Below are 22448 nucleotides of genomic sequence, written 5' to 3'. Positions count from 1 at the left end.
CTGCTTTACTTTTGTCTTCTGAGATCCAGTATGGCGTGATACGCGGCCTGCTGTTCTGCGGCTTTTTTCGTCCGCCCCTTTCCTTCTCCATATACGCAGTCTCCGATCAGGACTTCTACGTAAAAGCTCTTGCTGTGGTCCGGTCCTTCTGTTTTTACGACACGATAGGCGATCTCTCCGGCCTTCTCCGCCTGCACCATTTCCTGAAGGATAGTTTTACTATCATAAAAGAGTTTCTTGTCCTCCAGATCCGTGAGAACAAATCTGTAAATAAATTCTTTTGCATTAGTAAAACCACCATCCAGATACACCGCTCCGATCAGCGCTTCCATGGCATCAGAGGTAATGGAATCCCTAAGCCTTCCCCCTGTGGCGTCCTCTCCCTTTCCCAGAAGCAGATAGTCCCCCAGACTGATATCCCTTGCGCACATTGCCAGGGAAGATTCACAGACCATACTGGCTCTCGTCCTGGTCAGCTCTCCCTCCGGCATCGTTTCGGATCCCCGGTAAAGAAACTCGCTGGAAACCAGTTCCAGTACCGCGTCCCCCAGGAACTCCAGCCGTTCATTGCTCCGGTACTTTGGCAGATGATTCTCATTTGTGTAGGAACTGTGCATCATGGCCTGTCTCAGAAGAGAAAAATCCCGGAATGTATATCCCAGTTTCTGCTCCAGCTCTTTTAATTTGTCTTTCATATCCTTCTTCCACTTTCTTTCGGCGGCTTTCCCCGTCATTTCTTTTTCGGCAGTATTTTTCCTCATGTAAAATGAAAAAGCCCACAGGGGCTTTTTCATCGTTATCATCTATTCCACTGCTTTTTTGATCTGGTCGACTGCATCCTGGACCGTTACTATTTTCTCTGCTTCATCATTGTCGATCTCAATGTCAAACTCTTCTTCGATTCCCATGATGATCTGGAAGATATCAAGAGAATCCGCGCCCAGATCATCTACAAAAGTAGTCTCCGGTTTGATCTCATCTTTCTGTACGTTGAGCACATCCGCCACAATCTCCTGAAGTTTTTCAAATTCCATAATCAAATCCTCCTGACTTTACTCATTCTCTGATTTTTCTTCCTGCGTCTCCAAAATGGCTGCTTTTATTTTTTCATTTATCTGCTGTTCTTTAAATGTGACGCACTGGATGATCGAGTTACATACCTCTTTGGAAGTCGAACTTCCATGTGTCTTAACCACAAGCCCTTTTAATCCCAGCATGGGCGCGCCGCCATACTCACTGGAATCAAAATCTTTCAGAGTCGCTTTCAGCGCGGGTTTCACAAGAAGGGCGCCAATCTTGCTGCGAAGACTTGCCATCATGCCGTTCTTGATCTTTTTCACCAGAGCGCCTCCCACGCCCTCGTAGAGTTTGAGGATCACATTTCCCACAAAAGCCTCACATACAATGACATCCACATTGCCGTAAGGAATCTCTCTTGCTTCCACACTTCCCACAAAATTGATATCGCTGCAGGCCTTCAGAAGCGGAAATGTCTCTTTCACAAGGGCATTGCCTTTTTCTTCTTCTGCCCCGATATTGACAATACCCACAGTAGGATTCTTCTTCCCAAGCACGCTCTCCATATAAATGGACCCCATCTTGGCAAACTGCACCAGATGAGACGGCCGGGCATCCACATTGGCTCCGCAGTCGATCAGCAGGGACACACCTTTTAATGTAGGCAAAAGAGGCGCCAGAGGGGGTCTCTCCACACCTTTGATCCTGCCCACGAGCACCTGTCCCCCGACAAGGACAGCACCTGTACTTCCGGCAGAAACAAAAGCGTCTGCCTCCCCGTTCTTTACCAGCTTCAGAGCTACGACAATGGAAGAATCCTTCTTTCCCCTGATCGCTTTCACCGGAGGCTCCGCTGTTTCGATGATCTCTGCCGCATTGACGATCCTGATCTGGTCCGTCGGATACGTATACTGAGCAAGTTCCTTCTGTATCACATCCTCCCGGCCTGTGAGCAGGACCTGGATATCCTTTCTTTGGGCCACTGCCTCCACGGCACCCCTGATAATCTCAGCCGGCGCGTTATCCCCGCCCATCGCGTCCAGGGCGACCCTTGTCATATCAGACATGTTTCTTCCTCCTAACACTACTTCATACATTCTACTGGAAAACATTCTAAAAATCAATAAAAAAAGACGCAAAACACAAAGTTTTTGCGTCTTATTCACCCCACTGCCTCAAGCAGTGCTTTTTCGCTTACGGCTCAGTCTACGGAAATGATCTCGCGCTTATTATACGCACCGCACGCCTTGCATACGCGATGAGGCATCATGAGTTCCCCGCACTTGCTGCATTTTACAAGGTTTGGAGCGCTCATCTTCCAGTTTGCTCTTCTCTTGTCTCTTCTTGCTTTTGAAGATTTATTCTTTGGACAGATTGACATAGGTTACACCTCCTTAAACTTCTGAAATAGATCACGGACAACTGACATTCTGGGATCGAGCCCCGGCTCTTCACAGTCACAGGACCCTGTATTCAAATTCCGGCCGCATACCCTGCACAGACCTTTGCAGTCTTCCCGGCAGAGCACTTTCTCCGGCCATCCTGACAAAATCTCATTGTAGAGTAATTTGTCCACGTCAAGATCATATCCGTCGATAAAATTTGATTCATCCAGCTCTTCTGTCAGTTCTGCGTCGGAGAGACCCACGTCCACATGTTTTGTACTGTCCAGTACAAACTCATATCTGACATCTTCCAGGCATCTGTCACAGGGAATCACAGCCACAAGTCTTGCATCCGCATGGATAAGCAGCTCTTTTCCTCTGATATGTTCTGCCCGTACATGGACCGGCCCGCTACTGACAACAGGATATTCTCCGGATTTCAGCCGGATCACATCCATAGTAAGCGGTACAGTCTCTTCCACTGTCCTATGCTGGTCTGATAAAGTGTCTGATAGGTTGATCAACATACTTATTGCCCCTATTCATACCTAAATCATTATATCATGTAAATTCTGTTTGTCAACAACAAAAATACACCTGTCTTGCCGCATAAATTTCATCTTTTATTTTACAAGAGCAAGCGTCTCTCTGGCAATCGCCAGTTCCTCGTTGGTGGGGATCACAAACACCCGCACCTTTGATCCGGGCTTTGAAAGCTCTGCCGTCTCTCCTCTTAAGCCTCTGTTCTTATCCGCGTCAAAGTCAACTCCGAGATAATCCAGGTAACTGCACACCTGCTCTCTTACATAATCGTCATTCTCACCGATACCGGCTGTAAATACGATATCATCCACGCCATTCATGGCAGCCGCGTAAGCGCCGATAAATTTCGCGACTCTGTAGGAAAATACATCCATCGCAATCTTCGCCTTCTTGTCCCCGGCATTCATAGCGTCTGTCAGATCCCGGAAATCGCTGGAGAGACCGCCCGACAGTCCGAACACTCCGGACTTCTTGTTCAGCACATTCATAACACCCGCAATGTCCAGCCCTTCTTTCTCTGAGATAAACTCCATGATCGCAGGATCAATATCTCCTGAACGGGTACCCATTACCAGTCCTTCCAGAGGAGTCAGGCCCATGGAGGTATCAACAGATTCTCCGTTTTTAACCGCTGATACACTGGATCCGTTTCCCAGGTGGCAGACGATCGTCTTAAGTTCTCCATAAGGTCTGCCCATAACCTCGGCCGCCTTTTTAGATACGAAGCTGTGGCTTGTCCCGTGGAACCCATACCTTCTTATTTTGTAATTTTCATAATACTCGTAAGGAAGTCCGTACATATATGCCTTCTCAGGCATTGTCTGGTGGAAAGCAGTATCAAACACCGCAACCATGGGAGTACCGGGCATCAGCTTTTCACAGGCATCAATGCCGATCAGATTGGCCGGATTGTGGAGCGGAGCCAGCTCATTGCACTCTGCCACTGCCTTCTTCACATCTTCTGTGATAACGACAGATGAAGAAAATTTCTCTCCTCCGTGGACTACACGGTGTCCTACCGCGCCGATCTCTTCCAGGCTTTTGACCACTCCTGTCTCCGGATTGGTCAGTGCCTCTATTACAAACTGGATCGCCTCTGTATGTGTGGGCATCGGTTTATCTGACTTTTCCTTTTCTCCGCCTTCCGGCTGATAGGTCAGACGGCCGTCGATCCCGATCCTCTCGCAGATTCCTTTTGCCAGTACCTCCTCTGATTCCGCGTTGATGAGCTGGAATTTCAGAGAAGAGCTCCCACAGTTGATTACTAATACGTTCATTTTCTTTCCTCCAATGATCTACTCCAACAATTACTTCTATTTATTCCCATGCCACAAAATTTTATCCGGCGCTGATCCCGCCATCTGCAGAGGAGAGCTCTACATCGCCTGAGCCTGTACAGCCGTGATCGCCACAACGCCTACGATATCTTCCGCGCTGCAGCCGCGGGACAGGTCATTCACCGGCGCCGCGATCCCCTGGGTCAGCGGACCGTATGCCTCCGCCTTGCCGAGCCGCTGTACCAGTTTATATCCGATATTCCCTGCATCAAGGTCCGGAAATACGAGCACATTGGCATGTCCTGCCACTTCACTGCCCGGCGCTTTGGACGCGCCCACCTCGGGAACGATTGCCGCATCCAGCTGAAGCTCTCCGTCCAGCTTCAGGTCCGGCGCGAACTCATGGGCAAGTCTGGTCGCCTCCACAACCTTATCCACATCCGGATGCTTCGCGCTTCCCTTTGTAGAATGGGAAAGCATAGCCACAACCGGCTCTTTCCCGGTCAGTACCTGGAAGGATTCTGCAGAGGAAATCGCGATGTACGCCAGCTTCTCGGAATCCGGATTCTGTTCCAGTCCTGAATCCGCGAAAATGAACGTTCCGTTCGCTCCCATATCACAGTCCGGAACAACCATAAGGAAGAATGCCGAAACAAGTTTTGTTCCCGGTTTTGTCTTTAGGATCTGGAGAGAAGGACGGAGGGTATCCGCTGTTGAGTGACATGCTCCTGACACCATCCCGTCAGCATCTCCCATCTTGACCATCATAACACCATAATACAGATAATTGTTCAGCAAAAGCTCTCTCGCCTGGTCTTCGGTCATTCCCTTTTTCTGTCTCAGTTCGACCAGTTTCGCGATATACGCCTCTGTCTTTTCATTATCTGCCGGATTTACGATCTTTGCGCCGGAAATATCGTATGTACCCTTCTTCTTATCGATCTCCGCCGGATCCCCCACAAGGATCAGATCCGCGATCCCTTCCTTTAAAACCGCCTCCGCAGCTTTATAAGTTCTTTCGTCCTCTGTCTCGGGAAGGACGATCGTCTTTTTGTCAGCCTTAGCCCTTGCCTTGATTTCATCAATAAATCCCATGATTTAAAAGCCACCTTTCATTTTTAATCACATGTGTCTATTATAAAGCAATTTTTTTGTGTATACAAGTAAATTCATGTGCATTTTCAAGTACAATCTTCCGCTTTTTCCCATTTACTTTATCGGATTATACCAAAAACTCTCAAAGCCTAAAGACTGTGGTCACAATGTTAAAATACACCAGAATCGTGCATGTATCCAGTATCGTCGTGATCAGGGGCGCTGCCATGATCGCGGGGTCAAGACCGACCTTTTTGGCGATCAGAGGAAGGATGCACCCGATGCATTTGGCCATGGTAACGACCGCGATCATCGTAACTCCAAGAGCCGCCGCCAGCATCAGGTTTCTGTCATACATAATGCAGATACGGATCCCGTTGACAACTGCCAGAAGCGTGCCCACAAGCAGGGCCACCCGGATCTCTTTAAACACCACTTTAAATATATCTGAAAATTCGATCTCACCCACCGCAAGCCCGCGTATGATGAGTGTGGAGCTCTGAGAACCGCAGTTCCCGCCGGTACCCATAAGCATGGGGATAAAAGTGATAAGAACCGGCATGGCCGCCATGGCATTCTCATAATACCCCAGGATCTCGCCGGTCACTGTAGCCGAAAGCATCAGCAGCATCAGCCACGGCGTACGGTTCTTTACCTGCTGCAGGACAGACGTCTCAAAATAAGAATCCTCATTGGGGCTTACACCGGCCATGATGCTGATATCTTCTGTCGTCTCATCCTGAAGGACAAGCATGGCGTCATCCACGGTTACGATCCCTACAAGACAGTTCTCGTGATCGATGATCGGGATCGCCACCAGCCCGTATTTATTGATCATATTGGCCACATACTCCTGATCATCCAGCGTGCGGGCGTAGAGTACGTTCTCATCCATAATGTCTCCGATCAGACGGGATTCCCCCGCGGTCAGAAGGTCTTTCACATCCACCATCCCGATGAGACGCTTTTTCTCGGTAACATAGCAGGTATAGATTGTCTCCTTATTGATTCCCACCTGACGGATCTTCAAGATCGCGTCCGCCACCGTCATCTCCTTGCGCAGGCTGATATACTCTATATTCATGATACTGCCGGCGCTGTCCTCCGGATACTGAAGAAGCGCGTTGATCTGCCGGCGTGTTCCTTCATCTGTCACCATGAGCAGACGATCTACAACGTTTGCCGGCATTTCTTCCAGAACGTCAACCGTATCGTCCACATACATCTCTTCCATGACTTCTTCCAGCTCAGAATCCGTCAGAGCATTGATCAGATCCGCGCGCATGTCGCTGTTCATATCCGTGAACACTTCCGCTGCCTCTTCTTTGGCCAGAAGCCGGAAGATCAGCGTCCGCTGTTTCTTGTCAAGCTCTTCCAGAGCATCCACGATATCGACAGGATGCATGGCTTCCAGTTCTTCTTTCAGTTCCTTAAAAGCATGCCGGTCCAGCAGCTCCGTCATCTGCTCAACATCAAATTTCTTTTCCCTGTCCATACATCCACCTTCTCTGCGCTTTTATCCAAATAAATAACAGACTTTTCCTGCATATATCCAAATATTTTTTCTATAAGAATCTGCCTTTTTATAGTATAATATGGTAGAAATCGATATACAAGGAGATTCTTTATGAAAATTGTCGGCCTGATCACAGAATATAATCCTTTCCACAATGGTCATCTCCATCACATCCGGGAGGCCAGACGGGTAACCGGAGCTGATACGGTCATTGCTGTCATGAGCGGAGACTATGTCCAGCGGGGAGTCCCTGCTTTCATGCCGAAACGCCTCCGCGCGGAAATGGCCCTCAAATGCGGCGTGTCCGCTGTATTTGAGCTGCCCGTATGCTATGCCTCTGGCAGCGCCGAATCTTTTGCCATGGGAGCGGTTTCCCTGCTTGACCGGCTCAATGTGATAGATGCTCTTTGCTTTGGGAGCGAAAGCAATGATCTGGAGGCCATGTCACTCATTGCCCGGATCCTCTGTGAAGAACCGTCCGAATACACACACCTTCTCAGGAAATACTTAAAAGACGGCTGTTCCTTTCCCGCCGCGAGATACAAAGCTCTGTCAGAATACCCGGAGACCTCATCCTGTGCAGATCTGCTGAATGAACCCAACAACATCCTCGGGATCGAGTATCTCAAAGCATTGAAAAAGCTGGACAGTCCGATCAAACCCTATACGATCCGGCGGCTCGGATCCCATTATCATGATACGTCTCTTACATCAGACGGTTTCAGTTCCGCCTCTGCCATCCGCTCTCTGCTTGCCTATTCCGGATCATCGCTTAAGACAGAACAATATGCCGGTTCTTTTGAAAACACATCGTTTTCTAATCTTCTGGGAGATCTGGAAGACCAGGTCCCGGCCTCCTGCCTGGAGATGCTCAAGGACTACCACCGGGTGCAGTATCCTGTTTATCAGAATGATTTTTCTATCATACTGAAATACAAACTTCTCAACAAACATCCCGAAAGCCTGCTCCGCTACGCAGATGTCTCGGAAGAACTGGCCAACCGGATCAGCGGTCAGCTTGACAATTTCTTTAATTACAAACAGTTCTGTGAACTGCTGAAAACACGGGAGACCACCCAGGTGCGCATCAACCGGGCACTCCTTCATATTATGCTGGGAGTGAAAAAGGACGATGTCCGGGAATATATGGAAGGTGGATACCACTTTTACGCGCGTCTTCTTGGTTCCGGGAAAAATCAGGAAAAACTCCTCTCCCATATTGCCAAAAATACATCCGTCCCCCTTTTGGCCCGTCTTTCTGACAGCAGTGAACTTCCTGATGCCGGGCAGAAAATGCTCAGAAATGACATCCTTGCCTCTAATCTCTATATGTCGGTGGTGACAGATAAATTTAAGACAGCATTCCACAATGAGTACAGGCAGCCTGTCCTTAAAGTATAGAATAACACATGTCCCGTGAATCTCAGGAAGAATCGCCTCAGGCGCCTCCTGACATCCACGGGACATTCGCTTATCTCCGCTTCTGCGGGAACATTTTCTATTTTTCTCCAGTGCTTCTGTTGCCGGCAGACACTTCTGTCTTCCCTCTAAGCCGGCATTACAGCCTCTTTGCGATGGCTCTGATGAATTCCTGGCTGTTGAGTACCGTGGGATTCTCCAGTGTCGTAATGAGGGCCAGGTCTTTCGTCATCTCGCCTGCTTCTATCGTGTCTATAGTTGCCTTTTCCAGTCTGTCAGCGAACTCTGTCAACTCGTTGTTCCCGTCCAGTTCTCCCCGCTTTCTCAGAGCCCCGGTCCACGCGAAAATCGTAGCCACAGAGTTGGTAGAAGTCTCCTCGCCTTTTAAATGTTTATAATAGTGACGCTGCACTGTTCCGTGAGCCGCCTCGTACTCATAGTATCCTGCCGGAGACACCAGCACAGATGTCATCATGGCAAGAGAACCAAAGGCAGAAGACACCATATCACTCATCACGTCTCCATCATAATTTTTGCAGGCCCAGATATATCCTCCCTGAGATTTCATAACACGGGCTACTGCATCGTCGATCAGCGTATAGAAATACTCGATCCCTGCTTCCTTAAACCTGTCATCGAATTCCGCATCGTAGATTTCCTGGAAGATGTCCTTGAACGTATGATCATATTTTTTGGAGATCGTGTCCTTCGTCGCAAACCAAAGGTCCTGTTTCGTATCAAGAGCGTAGGTAAAACAACTCCTGGCAAAACTTTCAATAGACCGGTTCACATTGTGCATTCCCTGTACGATGCCCGGCCCGTCAAAATTATGTACCAGCTCTTTTGTCTGAGTACCGTCCTCGGCCGTATAGACCAGTTCCACCTTCCCGGCTCCGGGTATCTTCATCTCAGATGCTTTGTACACATCCCCGTAAGCATGTCTGGCGATCGTGATGGGTTTCTTCCAGTTCTTTACACACGGCTCGATCCCTTTCACAACGATGGGAGTACGGAATACTGTCCCGTCAAGGATCGCACGGATCGTCGCATTGGGGCTCTTCCACATTTCTTTCAGATCATATTCTTCCATACGGGCCGCATTGGGAGTGATCGTCGCACATTTTACGGCAACTTTATACTTCTTGGTCGCCTCGGCAGAATCTACCGTTACCTGATCATCTGTCTCATTCCTGTGCTCCAGGCCAAGATCATAATACTCTGTCTTGAGATCGATGTAAGGTATGAGCAGTTCATCCTTGATCATCTGCCAGAGGATCCTTGTCATCTCATCTCCATCCATCTCTACAAGGGGGGTTGTCATCTTAATCTTTTCCATTGTCTGTGTCCTCCTGAACTTCTGTTTTTATCCCGGATCAGATCTCTGTCCGGTCAGTATCCCTGTTTCTTCAGATTCTCCATAACATGCATGATATGCTCATTAGCCAGCTGCTCCGCCATGTCCGGATCCCGGTCTCTGATGGCCCGAAGGATCTGCCGGTGTTCCCGGATGGATTTTCTGGCCCGGTCCTCTGAAACAATAGAGGACTTTCTTGCCGCCTGGACATAATTATGGAAATCCGTCAGCACATGGCTTAAAATACGGCTGTCTGACGCCTCATAGAGGATTGCGTGGAACCGGGTGTCCAGAGACGCCACCTGCTCCAGATTAAATCCGCTCTCCTTCTTCATCTGATATTCCGAGAGAAAGATCGTCTCTTCCAGTTCTTCCAGCTGGGCCTCCTTGATATGTTCTGCCGCCCACCGGGCACACAGCCCTTCCAGCAAGGAACGGATCTTATAGATATCCCAGATATCCTTGTGGGATATTCCTGTCACGTAAGCCCCCCTGTTGGGAATGATCGATACAAGCCCCTCCAGCTCAAGCTGGCGCAATGCCTCTCTCACCGGCGTCCTGCTTACTCCGAGCTCCTTCCCCAGGGTATTCTCGCGCAGTTCCTCGTTTTCCTTATATTTTCCATTTAGTATATCCTCACGGATCGTCTGGAAAACACGGCCCCCCAGAGAATGGTCCTGATATTCTTCCATTTGGGTCAAATCCTCCCTGTTACAATGTTATGTGCAGTTCCCTGCATACACTGTCTATTTTGTCAACTAATTCCTCATCTGTCAAGACTGTAACGCGCCCGTCCTCATATTCTTTGTCTACCCACGATTTTAAACGCTGTACCAGTTCAGAATTTTTCTCTACCTGCCTGTCTTTATCCAGTCTGTAATAAGTATTGATCCAGTAGGCGATCCCTGCCGTCCCGGATGTATTGGACACTGAGACGAGAGCCGGCCGGTTCAGGAATTTATCCGTATCAAAAATATTATAGATTTCTTCATTCTTCAACATCCCATCCGCATGGATACCGGCTCTGGTCACATTGAAATTTTTTCCCACAAAAGGTGTCTGGGGAGGGATCTTATATCCGATCTCTTTTTCATAATATTCAGCCAGTTCTGTGATCACTGTTGTATCCATTCCATCCAGTGTGCCTCTCAGCTGGGCATACTCAAACACCATGGCCTCAAGAGGGGTGTTGCCGGTCCTTTCACCAATCCCGAACAGAGAGCAGTTCACCCCGCACGCTCCGTACAGCCAGGCCGTAGTAGAATTACTGACCGCCTTGTAGAAATCATTGTGGCCGTGGAACTCAATCAATTCACCCGGCACACCCGCATGGACCATCAGTCCGTAGATGATTCCGGGGATCGATCTGGGGATCACTGCTCCGGGAAAGTTCACGCCATACCCCATTGTATCGCAGACACGGATCTTCACCGGGATCTGATACTCTTCCATCAGCTTCATCAGTTCTACACAGAACGGAATCACAAAACCATAGATATCTGCCCTTGTAATATCCTCCAGATGACATCTGGGCCTCACTCCTGTTTCCATACATTCCCGGATGACTGACAGATAATGATCCAGCGCCTGTTTTCTGGTCATTTTTAACTTATAAAAAATATGATAGTCAGAACAGCTCACCAGGATTCCTGTCTCTTTTAGTCCGATTTCTTTTACAAGCTCAAAGTCCTTCTTACTGGCCCGGATCCAGCTGGTGATCTCAGGGAACTCATAACCTTTTTCAAGGCACTGATACACAGCGTCTCTGTCCTTTTTACTGTAAAGGAAAAACTCACTCTGCCGGATCTTTCCTTTCGGTCCGCCCAGCCTGTGAAGATACTCATAGATATCTACGATCTGTTTCGTCGTATAGGGCGCTCTCGACTGCTGTCCATCCCGGAATGTCGTATCTGTCATCCAGATCTCTTCCGGCATATTGTGCGGGACAATCCTGTCATTGAAGGCGATCTTCGGTATCTCTTCGTATCGGAAAAGATTACGGAACACATTGGGTGTCTCTACATCAACAAGAGGGAACATATGCTCCTCCAGTTCCAGAAGATTTGTGTGTCTGTTAAAAAATACTTTCCTGTCTTCCATTGGTTTTTACCTCCTCAGCTTATTGCCCGGCATGTACAATATACCGCCCATTTTCTGTATTCTTGTATAATTGTATACAAGAATACAGAAAATGTCAACAAAAACCTGTTCCATCAGCTATGCCTTGCTCAATATACAAAGAGCTGTATCCACCCTGTTCTGGTCAGATACAGCTCTTCATATGTCACTGTTTCTTCTATTCTTCTACAGTACTCTTACCCTGAGCACTCCTTCCACAGCCGCCAGCTGTTCCTCTACCTCTGAAGGTATTTCCGCGTCCACATCCATCATCGTATACGCATATTCTTTCCGGCTCTTATTTGTCATCAGGGAAATATTGATATTTCTCTCGGCCATTACTCCCGTAACCTGTCTGAGCATATTGGGGATATTTTTATGCAGGATGGTAACTCTTGGCCCCTCTGTCTTCTCCCCCATGTTACAATCAGGGAAATTGACAGAATGTGTAATATTACCATTCTCCAGAAAATCTTTCACCTCAGCGGCAGCCATTTTCGCGCAGTTATCCTCTGACTCTTCAGTGGACGCGCCCAGATGAGGGATCACGATAGCTCCTTTTACGCCCACGATCTCCTTGGTCGGGAAATCTGTCACGTAACAGCGCACTTTTTCGGATACAAGAGCGTCAACAATATCCTCTTGGTTCACAAGGACATCCCTTGCAAAATTCAGAATGACCACGCCCTTTTTCATGAGGCTGATGGCGTTCTTGTCGATCATTCCCTTGGTATCGTCGAGCGCGGGTACATGTACCGTAATATAATCACACTCTTTGTAAAGTTCATCAACAGTGGCAGCATGATGAATGCTGCGCGAAAGTCTCCAGGCCGAATCCACGGAAACATATGGATCGTATCCATAGACCTCCATTCCGAGATGAACTGCCGCGTTGGCCACCAGAACTCCGATGGCACCCAGTCCGATCACACCCAGTTTCTTACCCTGGAGCTCTGTTCCGGCAAAAGCTTTCTTCTTCTTTTCCGTGATCTTCGCGATGTCGCCGTCTTCTTCATACTCCTGCACCCAGTTAATGCCGCCGATAATATCTCTGGCCGCCAGCAGCATGCCGGCGATCACCAGCTCTTTTACTCCGTTGGCATTGGCTCCTGGTGTATTGAACACAACGATCCCTTCCTCCGCGCAGCGGTCCAGTGGGATATTATTCACTCCGGCTCCGGCCCGGGCGATCACTTTCAGGTTCCTGCCAAACTCCATCTCATGCATCTTGGCACTGCGCACCAAGATCGCGTCTGCCTCTTCTATATTCTCTGTATTCGCATAATTTTCATCCAGTTGTTCCAGCCCCATCGGAGAGATCGGGTTCAGGCAATGGTATTTGTACATCTCACAGATTCTCCTCTTCAAATTTTTTCATAAAATCCACAAGCGCTGTTACGCCTTCGTATGGCATTGCATTATAAATGCTGGCCCGCATCCCGCCGACTGTCCTGTGCCCTTTCAGATTCTCAAGCCCGGCAGCTTTGGCCTCTTTGACAAACTTCGCGTCCAGCTCCGCATCCCCTGTAACAAACGGGACATTCATCAGAGAGCGGTCCTTTTTCTCCACCGTTCCTTTAAACAGCCTGCTCTGATCCAGAAAATCATAGAGGACTTTGGCCTTCTTTTCATTTTTTTCTTTCATCGCCGCAAGGCCGCCCTGCGCTTTGATCCATTTGAAAACTTTTCCACAGATATAGATCCCGTATGCCGGGGGCGTATTATACAGAGATTTTGCGTCCGCATGCGTCTTGTATGTAAGCATGGCAGGTGTTCCCGGCAGCACATCCTCTGTAATCAGGTCCTCCCGGATGATCACAATAACAACACCTGCAGGACCAATATTTTTCTGAACACCTCCGTAGATGATACCATATTTCGTTACATCCACAGGTTCAGACAGAAAACAAGAAGACACATCCGCCACCAGAGTTTTTCCTTTCGTATTCGGGAGCTCCTTGAACTTTGTCCCGTAGATCGTATTGTTCTCGCAGATATAGACATAGTCTGCATCTTCCGATATCGGAAGGTCGGAACAGTCGGGAATATAAGAAAACGTCCTGTCTTCCGAAGAAGCGATACGGTTTACCTTTCCATATTTCTCTGCCTCTTTTGCGGCCTTCTTGGCCCACTGCCCTGTAATGATGTAATCCGCGGACCTGTTCTTCATCAGGTTCATGGGGATCATGGCGAACTGCAAAGACGCACCGCCCTGAAGGAACAGCACCTTATAATTGTCCGGAATGTTCATCAGATCTCTCAGATCCTGCTCAGCTGTAGTGATGATCTCCTCAAATGCTTTGGATCGATGACTCATCTCCATTACAGACATCCCCGTGCCATGGTAGTCCAGCATCTCGTCTGCCGCTTCCCTGAGGACTTCTTCCGGCAGCACCGCCGGTCCGGCTGAAAAGTTATACACCCTGCTCATTTACCTTACCTCCTGCTACTATTTTTATAGGTTGTATATTCTATTAAGGCATGATCACTCTGCCATGTCTTCCTCATCAAAGGCCTCGCTGATAGCCGCCCCTGGAGCTACCATCGGCCACACCTTGTCATCGCTGTCGATCTGACAGTCAATCAGCACCGGTCCGTCCAGAGTAAGCGCCCGTTCAAACGCCTCCCGGAATTCCTTCTGAGTCTCGGCCCGGATGCCCTCTGCACCCATAGCCTGGGCAAGCTTTACAAAATCCACTGCATCCCGCAGGACAGTTGCTGAATATCTCTCATCATAGAAGAGATCCTGCCACTGACGTACCATACCCAGAACATGATTGTTCACTACCACCTGAATTACCGGGATATGATGTCTGACCGCGGTAGCGATCTCATTCATATTCATCCGGAAGCATCCGTCTCCCGCTATGTTGACCACGATTTTATCCGGACACCCTGTCTTTGCTCCCAGAGCGGCTCCCAGACCATATCCCATCGTGCCCAGGCCGCCGGATGTAAGAAGCGTCCTCGGCTTTGTATATTTATAATACTGAGCCGCCCACATCTGATGCTGTCCGACCTCTGTCACGATCAGGGCATTCCCTTTTGTCTGTCGATAGATTTCTTCCACAATGAACGGTCCGGTCAGAACATCAGGGTGATATTTTAAAGGATATTTTTCTTTATAAGACTGTATTTTCTCAAGCCACTGCGAATGATTCTGCTGTGCCAGGCGCTTATTGAGCAGTTTAAGCACTTCCCTCATATCCCCGATAAGTTCCTCGGTCACAATAATATTTTTGTTGATCTCTGCCGGATCAATATCGATCTGGAGGATCTTCGCATTTCTGGCAAAAGTCTCTGTGTTTCCGGTCACACGGTCACTGAACCTGGCCCCCAGGACCACCAGAAGATCGCATTCGCTGACTCCGTAATTGGAAGTTTTTGTTCCGTGCATGCCAAGCATGCCGGTATACCGGGGATCTGTTCCGGGGAAAGCCCCTTTCCCCATCAGAGTATCTGTCACCGGAGCGTCCAGCCTGTCAACGAACTCTCTGAGTTCCTGATCCGCCTCTGACAGGACCGCTCCTCCTCCCACAAATACAAAAGGTTTCTCACAGTTCTCCAGCATGGAAACCGCCCGGGCAATTCCCTCTTCATTTATATGTGACATGTCAGGCGTATATTTCCCCAGCTCTTCCGGCCGGTATTCTGTTACAGCCGCGGTAACATCTTTCGGGATATCGATGAGCACCGGTCCGGGTCTCCCTGATTTGGCGATTCGGAAGGCCTTGCGGATCGTAGCTGCCAGTTTCGTCACATCTTTCACGATAAAATTATATTTTGTGATGGGCATGGTAATCCCGGTAATATCAATTTCCTGAAAGCTGTCCTTTCCAAGAAGGGAGACTCCCACATTGCAGGTGATTGCTACTATCGGTATAGAATCCATATAAGCCGTGGCGATCCCGGTCACAAGATTCGTAGCTCCCGGTCCGCTGGTAGCCAGACAGACTCCGACTTTTCCTGTCGCACGGGCATAACCGTCTGCCGCATGGGCAGCGCCCTGCTCATGGGATGTCAGGATGTGGCGTATTTCATCCCGGTGTTTGTACAGTTCATCATACACATTCAGGATCGCTCCCCCGGGATAACCGAAAACGGTGTCCACTCCCTGCTCCTTTAAACATTCTATCACTATCTCTGATCCATTTAACTGCATACTGCACTCCTTTAGTCTTATGGCAGAATCCCTTTCTCTGTCATTTCTTCTCTTTTGGTACCTCCAGGATGGCTCCTCTGTTTCCCGAAGTCACCATGGACGCATATCTGGCCAGATATCCGGTCTTGACCTTAGGCTCTCTGGGCTGCCATTTTGCTTTCCTTTCCGCCATCTCTTCGTCGGATATATCAAGATCCAGCCTCAGCTCCGGAATATTGATCTTAATGATATCTCCCTCTTCCACAAGCGCGATGGGACCGCCCACCGCTGCTTCCGGTGAAACATGGCCGATAGATGCCCCTCTGGAAGCGCCGCTGAAGCGTCCGTCTGTGATCAGAGCCACTGTTGAACCCAATCCGTATCCTGCGATCGCTGATGTAGGATTGAGCATCTCTCTCATGCCGGGGCCTCCCTTCGGACCTTCATACCGGATCACGATCACGTCTCCCGGGTTGATCTTTCCGCTCTTAATCGCTTCCGTAGCCTCCTCGTCACTTTCAAAGATTCTGGCCGGCCCCTCATGTACCAGCATTTCATCGCAGACTGCGGAACGCTTCACCACGCTCCCGTCCGGGGCCAGATTTCCTTTCAGCACCGCCAGTCCGCCCGTCTCACTGTACGGATGATCGATGGGCCGGATCACTTCCGGATTCTTGTTCTCGCATCCCGCAATGTTTTCTCCTATAGTTTTTCCTGTAACGGTCAGACAGTCTGTATGCAGAAGGCCTTTCTTGTTCAGTTCATTCATAACAGCGTATACGCCGCCGGCCTCGTTAAGATCCTCGATATAAGTATGTCCCGCCGGTGCCAGATGACAGAGGTTCGGTGTTTTCTCACTGATACTGTTGGCAAAATCAATCTCGAAATCCATGCCGATCTCATGCGCGATGGCCGGAAGATGAAGCATACTGTTTGTGGAGCATCCCAGGGCCATATCCACGGTCAGCGCGTTGAGGATCGCGTCCTCTGTCATAATATCCCTGGGGCGGATATTCTTTCTCACCAGTTCCATCACCTGCATGCCGGCATGTTTTGCCAGCTGGAGTCTTGCGGAATATACGGCCGGAATCGTGCCGTTCCCCCTAAGCCCCATGCCCAGCGCCTCTGTCAGGCAGTTCATACTGTTGGCCGTATACATGCCGGAGCAGGAACCGCAGGTAGGACATGCTTTATTTTCATATTCACAGAGGTCCTCATCTGAGATCTTTCCCGCCGCATGAGCTCCTACTGCCTCAAACATACTGGAAAGGCTTGTTTTTCCGCCATGCACATGCCCGGCCAGCATCGGTCCCCCACTGACGAAAATTGTGGGAATATTGACTCTCGCCGCCGCCATTAAAAGCCCGGGAACATTCTTGTCACAGTTGGGGATCATCACAAGGCCGTCAAACTGATGCGCCATCGCCAGTGCCTCTGTGGAATCCGCGATCAGGTCTCTTGTTACAAGAGAGTATTTCATACCAATGTGTCCCATGGCGATACCGTCACACACGGCGATCGCCGGTACTACGATCGGGGTGCCCCCTGCCATGGCGACTCCCATCTTTACTGCTTCTGTGATCTTATCCAGGTTCATATGTCCCGGAACAATCTCATTATAAGAACTGACAACACCGATCAGTGGACGGTCCAGTTCCTCCCGGGTCATACCCAGCGCATTAAAAAGAGAGCGGTGGGGTGCCTGCTGAACTCCTTTTGTTACTGTATCACTTCTCATGATGATTCCTCCCTTTCCGTAATTATGATTATAATATGTTTATCTGATGTGGGAACAGATCCGGTCTCCCATTTCTCTCGTCCCGATCAGAGTCTTTCCCTCCGACATGATATCTATTGTCCGATACCCTTCCTGCAGGACCTGGGTAACCGCATGTTCTACAGCTGACGCTTCCTGATCTAAGTCGAAAGAATACCTGAGCATCATGGCCGCTGACAGAATCGTGGCAATGGGATTGGCGATCCCCTTCCCGGCAATATCCGGGGCAGAGCCGCCGCTGGGCTCGTAAAGACCGAATTTTGTCTCATTAAGGCTGGCGCTGGCCAGCATTCCGATAGAGCCGGTCACCATACTGGCCTCATCCGAAAGAATATCTCCGAACATGTTCTCTGTCAGGATCACATCAAACTGGGACGGGTCCTTTACCAGCTGCATGGCACAGTTATCCACCAGCATATGCTCCAGAGTGACCTCCGGATAATCCGCTGCCACTTCTTCCACGATCTTTCTCCAGAGTCTGGAAGAATCCAGCACATTTGCCTTGTCGACGCTGGTCACTTTTTTTCGGCGTTTCATAGCAACGTCAAACCCTTTCCTTGCAATCCTGCGTATCTCTTCCTCACTGTATGTAAGTTCATCCCGGGCCACAAGAACCCCGTCTACTTTTTCTGTACTCCGTTTTCCAAAATAGAGACCTCCGGTCAGTTCTCTCATAATCATCATATCAAAACCCCGGTCCGAGATCTCCTCCTTCAGAGGACATGCTCCTTTCAGCTCCTCATAAAGCACTGCCGGCCTTAAATTCGCGAAAAGATTCAGCCCCTTTCGCAGACTCAGCAGCCCGGCTTCCGGACGCTTTGACGGCTCCAGCCGATACCATGGAGACGTCTTCGCGTCTCCCCCGATGGAACCCATAAGCACTGCGTCGCTGGCCTTCGCCGCGGCCAGAGTCTCATCTGTCAGAGGAACTCCATTTACGTCAATAGACGCGCCGCCCATCAACAGCTGTGTATAAGAAAAGGTATGGCCGTATACTTCCGCGATCCTGCCGAGGACTTTCATCGCCTCGTCCACGATCTCCGGGCCGATGCCATCCCCTTTTATCACTCCGATCTTTCTGTCCATAATCGTTCATCCTTCCAATTTGATATAAAATGTTACTGTTAATCATACCGCATTTCCCGGTGTCTTTCAAGTGTCTGGAAGAAAAAATAGAGGGCACTCTGGAACCTGTTTTTCAAAAAGATTTCCCGGATTTCCAGCATCCGTATACAAAGGACCGGATAAAACTTCCGGCAATTCTGCCAGAAGATTTCCCGGTCCTGTCTGTTCCTCATCTAAATAGACTTACTCTGCGTTTGGTTTCTCGATCTGAGCGATCGCCGCTTTCTGCATCGGTATACGGCAGTTTTTATTGTTTCCAAACTCAACGATCACATCATCATCCGTAATATCGATGATCACACCGTAAAATCCGCTTGTCGTCAATGCTGTGTCACCCACCTCCATGGATGCCAGCATCGCCTGGACTCTCTTCTGCTCCTTTTTCTGAGGACGCATGATCATAAAATACAGAAGTCCAAGGACCAGCGCCCACATGACCAGTATACTTGCCATTTCCATTGTTGTATCTTCCTCCTAACTTTGTATCCGACAATAAGATTACTATACACAAAAATGGTATATTCTTCAAGACATATTTTCAAGTTTCTTCGTTTTATACTGTCCGTATTCTCCCGCCTCGATGGCCTCCCGTATCTCTTTCATCATTGTGTTGTAGAAATACAGATTGTGGAGCACACAGAGACGCATTCCGAGCATCTCTTTTGCCTTCAGAAGGTGCCGGATATAAGCCCGGCTGTAGCTTTTGCAGGCAGGACAGCCGCATCCCTCTTCGATGGGCCGGTCATCCAGCTCATATTTCGCGTTAAAAAGATTCATTTTCCCGTGATTGGTATATACATGTCCATGTCTTCCGTTCCTCGACGGATAAACACAGTCAAAGAAGTCCACGCCTCTGTCGACCGCTTCCAGAATATTGGCAGGAGTACCTACCCCCATCAGATAAACCGGTTTCTTTTCCGGAAGATGAGGAACTACCGCGTCCAGAATACGGTACATTTCCTCATGGCTCTCTCCTACAGCCAGACCGCCCACCGCATAACCGTCCAGATCAAGCTCCGCGATCTGCTGTGCATGGGATACACGAATATCCTCATAAATTCCACCCTGATTGATACCAAAAAGCATCTGGTGAGGATTGATCGTACCCGGAAGTTGATTGAGCCGCTCAAGCTCTCTTTTGCACCGCTTCAGCCAGCGGGTTGTCCTTTCCACAGAATTTTCGATATACTTCTTATCTGCCACGCTGGACGGACATTCGTCAAAAGCCATCGCTATGGTAGAAGCCAGATTGGACTGGATCTGCATGCTTTCCTCGGGCCCCATGAAAATTTTCCGCCCGTCAATATGGGAATGGAAGTGGACCCCTTCCTCTTTTATCTTCCTCAGTGATGCCAGAGAAAAGACCTGGAATCCTCCTGAATCTGTAAGTATCGGCCTGTCCCAGTTCATAAAGCGGTGAAGACCGCCCAGCTTCCTGATAATCTCATCCCCCGGTCTGACATGAAGGTGATAGGTATTGGAAAGTTCCACCTGTGTCCCGATCGCTCTGAGATCATCCGTAGATACGGCTCCTTTGATTGCCGCCACCGTTCCCACATTCATAAAGACCGGCGTTTCTATTGTGCCATGGACCGTGTGCAGCCGCCCTCGCTTGGCCCTGCCGTCCTTCTTCAGCAGTTCATACATAAATGTGCAACCTCGTATATTTTTTCATATCCGCGTTCCCGGACCCATGGTCCGATATCCGCCTTTTTCTCAGTAGTGGATCACCACCGGAGTTCCGGCGCTGATCATGCTAAACAGAGTTCCGGCGTCACTGTATGACATATTCACACAGCCGTGGGAACCAAGCGTCTGATACAGAGAGCCGCCGAATCCAGGCTGCCATGTGGCGTCATGGAATCCGTGTCCCTGCCAGGTAAACGGCATCCAGTAGGATACCGGCGTCTCGTAGATCGGCTTTCCTGTCGCCGGATCTTTTTCTCCCCGCAGGATGGCGTTTCTCTCCGTATAAAGAATCGAATACACTCCTGCAGGCGTCGCCCGGTCCGGCGTGGGAAGGCCTGTCACTACATAAGCCTGGAATGCCACCGCGCCGTCCACGATATACCACATATACTGATCTGTAAGATCGACCTCGATATAAGTGGTGCCCCAGTCCTGCGCGGAATGGGATGCCGCTGTCTGAGTGTAGGCCGGCTCTCTTGTCACAACTTCACCATTTTTAATGCTTGCAATCAGATTCTGAGTCTCTGTCTCCTCATCGATGGACCAGCCATAAGTTCCGCCGGATACCTCTGCCGTCTTTCCGGACGGGGTCGTGATCGTCCTGGTAGTCCCAACTGTGTCATAAGTCGCTCCGAATTGCCTCATCCACTCCCTGACCGCATCTTCATTAAATGTCACCTGCATATTGTCATCATAGGACAGCCACGTAGATATAAGAGTTTTGTCCACCACTACATTCTCGGTCATCGGATATGTAATGCTGGCCTTTAAATACTCATTCATAGCATCACAGGCTTCCTGTACTTCCGGTGATTCTGCTGTATATTTGGGCATTTTATAGCATTGTTCTTCAAGCAGGTCCAGCTGTGACCTGAACTCAGTGATGTACTCCTTGATCTTGTCTGTCAGATTGTCCATATCCACAGCTGTCCCATATACTTCGGGTTCTACTACAAACGAATTTCCGTCAAATTCCGGATGTGCAGATACCGGATCTGTCTGTTCCTGCTGGACCGCCCGGATAGACTGTATCTTTTCTTCCAGCGCCTGTTCGTCATAATCCACCTCAATAGTCACGTCCGCCGTGGACCGAGAAAAAAATGAAGTCACCCACAGAAGCGGATTCTGCCGATCCAGCGCGTCTTGTATATCTGAATTTTCTTCATAAGTAAGAGATATATCTGACCCGCTGATCACATCTCTGTCATTGTTAAGTTCCAGAAGGGTAAGTTCGTAATCCGCCACCTGTTCCTTCATATACTGTTCTACATCTTCTACGGTCTTTCCTGAAAAATCCTTACCGTTGATGGTCGTATTTACATAAAAATGTCCAATAAAGAACGCGGAAATTCCAAGATAGATCAAAAGGAGACCGCCTGCAATACTGCCCGCGATAATCCAGGGCTTTTTCCCAAGGCTTTTCTTTTCCCTTTTTGCCCTTCTTCCCCTCCGTCTCCGCCGCCTTTTCACAGGTTCTTCCTCATCATCTTCTTCCCTCATCCCATTTTCTTCTGAGGCGTCCTGATCCTCATCATCTTCTTCTATTTCATCTTCATCTGCTTCTTCTATTTCATCTGCTTCTGCTTCTTCTATTTCATCTGCTTCTTCTGTATCATCATTTTCTTCCCAGAAGTCTTCTTCCTCTTCGGAACCTGCCGGCTCAATATCTTCAAAATCGTCTTCGCCCTCTTCCTCTACTTCAGAATCTGGTTCTTCCAGTTCCGTCTCCGGCTCTTCAATACTTTCAAGATCATCTTCGGCGAAGTCTTCTTCCGGAACATTTTCTTCAAAAGTTTCTTCATCCAGAAACTCTATATTTTCCTGCTGTAAGTCAGCTTTATTTCTCTTCTTTTTGCCCATAAGATGTCCATCTCTCTCCTTTTCAATGTCTCGGGACCATTATATTACGAAAAAAATAAAAAGTACAGACAATTCTTCCATCTTTAAATAAATATTAATGAATGTCCCCTCTCTTAATATTAGACGTCATCC

General features: G+C 49.0%; 20 protein-coding genes. 1 reads left to right on the top strand and 19 read right to left on the bottom strand.

The features are described from left to right. Positions 1-5: 5 nt before the first annotated feature. The 8 genes from rnc to mgtE form a co-directional block, all read right to left on the bottom strand. Positions 6-695: a ribonuclease III gene (rnc, locus tag BQ7367_RS11195; protein WP_072526196.1), complete on the bottom strand. Its 690-nt coding sequence runs from the start codon at positions 693-695 to the stop codon at positions 6-8. Between the two features lie 108 nt (positions 696-803). Then, positions 804-1034, bottom strand: coding sequence for an acyl carrier protein (gene acpP / locus BQ7367_RS11190; protein WP_072525505.1), 231 nt, complete (start codon positions 1032-1034; stop codon positions 804-806). Between the two features lie 18 nt (positions 1035-1052). Beyond that, positions 1053-2084 (bottom strand): phosphate acyltransferase PlsX, encoded by a 1032-nt coding sequence (gene plsX, locus BQ7367_RS11185; protein ID WP_083588933.1) that lies wholly within the window; start codon positions 2082-2084, stop codon positions 1053-1055. A 134-nt stretch (positions 2085-2218) separates the two neighbouring features. Continuing rightward, entirely contained in the window at positions 2219-2398 is a 180-nt protein-coding gene (gene rpmF / locus BQ7367_RS11180; protein WP_004846204.1) for a 50S ribosomal protein L32, read from the bottom strand. A gap of 3 nt (positions 2399-2401) precedes the next feature. Next, entirely contained in the window at positions 2402-2929 is a 528-nt protein-coding gene (locus BQ7367_RS11175; protein WP_072525503.1) for a YceD family protein, read from the bottom strand. Between the two features lie 96 nt (positions 2930-3025). Then, positions 3026-4222: an acetate kinase gene (locus tag BQ7367_RS11170; protein ID WP_072525502.1), complete on the bottom strand. Its 1197-nt coding sequence runs from the start codon at positions 4220-4222 to the stop codon at positions 3026-3028. Between the two features lie 99 nt (positions 4223-4321). Continuing rightward, positions 4322-5317: a phosphate acetyltransferase gene (gene pta / locus BQ7367_RS11165; RefSeq protein WP_072525501.1), complete on the bottom strand. Its 996-nt coding sequence runs from the start codon at positions 5315-5317 to the stop codon at positions 4322-4324. A gap of 142 nt (positions 5318-5459) precedes the next feature. After that, positions 5460-6812: a magnesium transporter gene (gene mgtE, locus BQ7367_RS11160; RefSeq protein WP_072525500.1), complete on the bottom strand. Its 1353-nt coding sequence runs from the start codon at positions 6810-6812 to the stop codon at positions 5460-5462. A gap of 132 nt (positions 6813-6944) precedes the next feature. On the opposite strand from mgtE, the gene BQ7367_RS11155 reads away from it, so the two are divergent. Continuing rightward, positions 6945-8234, top strand: coding sequence for a nucleotidyltransferase (locus BQ7367_RS11155; protein ID WP_072525499.1), 1290 nt, complete (start codon positions 6945-6947; stop codon positions 8232-8234). A gap of 157 nt (positions 8235-8391) precedes the next feature. Here the strand turns inward: BQ7367_RS11155 and BQ7367_RS11150 are convergent, their stop codons facing one another. From BQ7367_RS11150 to BQ7367_RS11100, 11 genes are all read right to left on the bottom strand, one after another. Beyond that, on the bottom strand, positions 8392-9588 hold the full coding sequence (locus BQ7367_RS11150; RefSeq protein ID WP_072525498.1) for an NADP-dependent isocitrate dehydrogenase: 1197 nt from the start codon (positions 9586-9588) through the stop codon (positions 8392-8394). A gap of 53 nt (positions 9589-9641) precedes the next feature. Beyond that, the gene (locus BQ7367_RS11145; RefSeq protein ID WP_072525497.1) at positions 9642-10298 is read right to left on the bottom strand and encodes a GntR family transcriptional regulator; all 657 of its coding nucleotides are present in this window, start codon (positions 10296-10298) and stop codon (positions 9642-9644) included. Positions 10299-10317: 19 nt separating this feature from the next. After that, the gene (locus BQ7367_RS11140; RefSeq protein ID WP_072525496.1) at positions 10318-11706 is read right to left on the bottom strand and encodes a 2-isopropylmalate synthase; all 1389 of its coding nucleotides are present in this window, start codon (positions 11704-11706) and stop codon (positions 10318-10320) included. A 204-nt stretch (positions 11707-11910) separates the two neighbouring features. Further along, positions 11911-13071 carry a phosphoglycerate dehydrogenase gene (locus BQ7367_RS11135; protein ID WP_072525495.1) on the bottom strand — a complete coding sequence of 387 codons (1161 nt, stop codon included), beginning with the start codon at positions 13069-13071 and terminating at the stop codon, positions 11911-11913. 1 nt (position 13072) lies between these two features. Continuing rightward, complete coding sequence (gene serC / locus BQ7367_RS11130; RefSeq protein ID WP_072525494.1) at positions 13073-14155, bottom strand: 3-phosphoserine/phosphohydroxythreonine transaminase; 1083 nt, start codon at positions 14153-14155, stop codon at positions 13073-13075. Between the two features lie 54 nt (positions 14156-14209). Further along, complete coding sequence (ilvB, locus tag BQ7367_RS11125; RefSeq protein WP_072525493.1) at positions 14210-15886, bottom strand: biosynthetic-type acetolactate synthase large subunit; 1677 nt, start codon at positions 15884-15886, stop codon at positions 14210-14212. Between the two features lie 40 nt (positions 15887-15926). After that, positions 15927-17603, bottom strand: a complete 1677-nt coding sequence (gene ilvD / locus BQ7367_RS11120; protein ID WP_072525492.1) for a dihydroxy-acid dehydratase — start codon at positions 17601-17603, stop codon at positions 15927-15929. Positions 17604-17642: 39 nt separating this feature from the next. Then, positions 17643-18728: a 3-isopropylmalate dehydrogenase gene (leuB, locus tag BQ7367_RS11115; protein WP_072525491.1), complete on the bottom strand. Its 1086-nt coding sequence runs from the start codon at positions 18726-18728 to the stop codon at positions 17643-17645. Positions 18729-18950: 222 nt separating this feature from the next. Continuing rightward, positions 18951-19226: a preprotein translocase subunit YajC gene (gene yajC, locus BQ7367_RS11110; protein WP_442855377.1), complete on the bottom strand. Its 276-nt coding sequence runs from the start codon at positions 19224-19226 to the stop codon at positions 18951-18953. A 66-nt stretch (positions 19227-19292) separates the two neighbouring features. Then, the gene (tgt, locus tag BQ7367_RS11105) at positions 19293-20414 is read right to left on the bottom strand and encodes a tRNA guanosine(34) transglycosylase Tgt (protein ID WP_072525490.1); all 1122 of its coding nucleotides are present in this window, start codon (positions 20412-20414) and stop codon (positions 19293-19295) included. Positions 20415-20483: 69 nt separating this feature from the next. After that, a complete protein-coding gene (locus BQ7367_RS11100; RefSeq protein WP_083588932.1) occupies positions 20484-22316 on the bottom strand; it encodes a L,D-transpeptidase family protein in 1833 nt (610 codons plus the stop codon). Between the last annotated feature and the right edge of the window lie 132 nt (positions 22317-22448).

The sequence above is a fragment of the Clostridium sp. Marseille-P3244 genome, assembly GCF_900120155.1.
Taxonomy (GTDB): Bacteria; Bacillota; Clostridia; order Lachnospirales; family Lachnospiraceae; genus Mediterraneibacter.
Note: the sequence above shows the minus strand (reverse complement) of the source record. Positions and strands in the feature narration are given on the sequence as shown.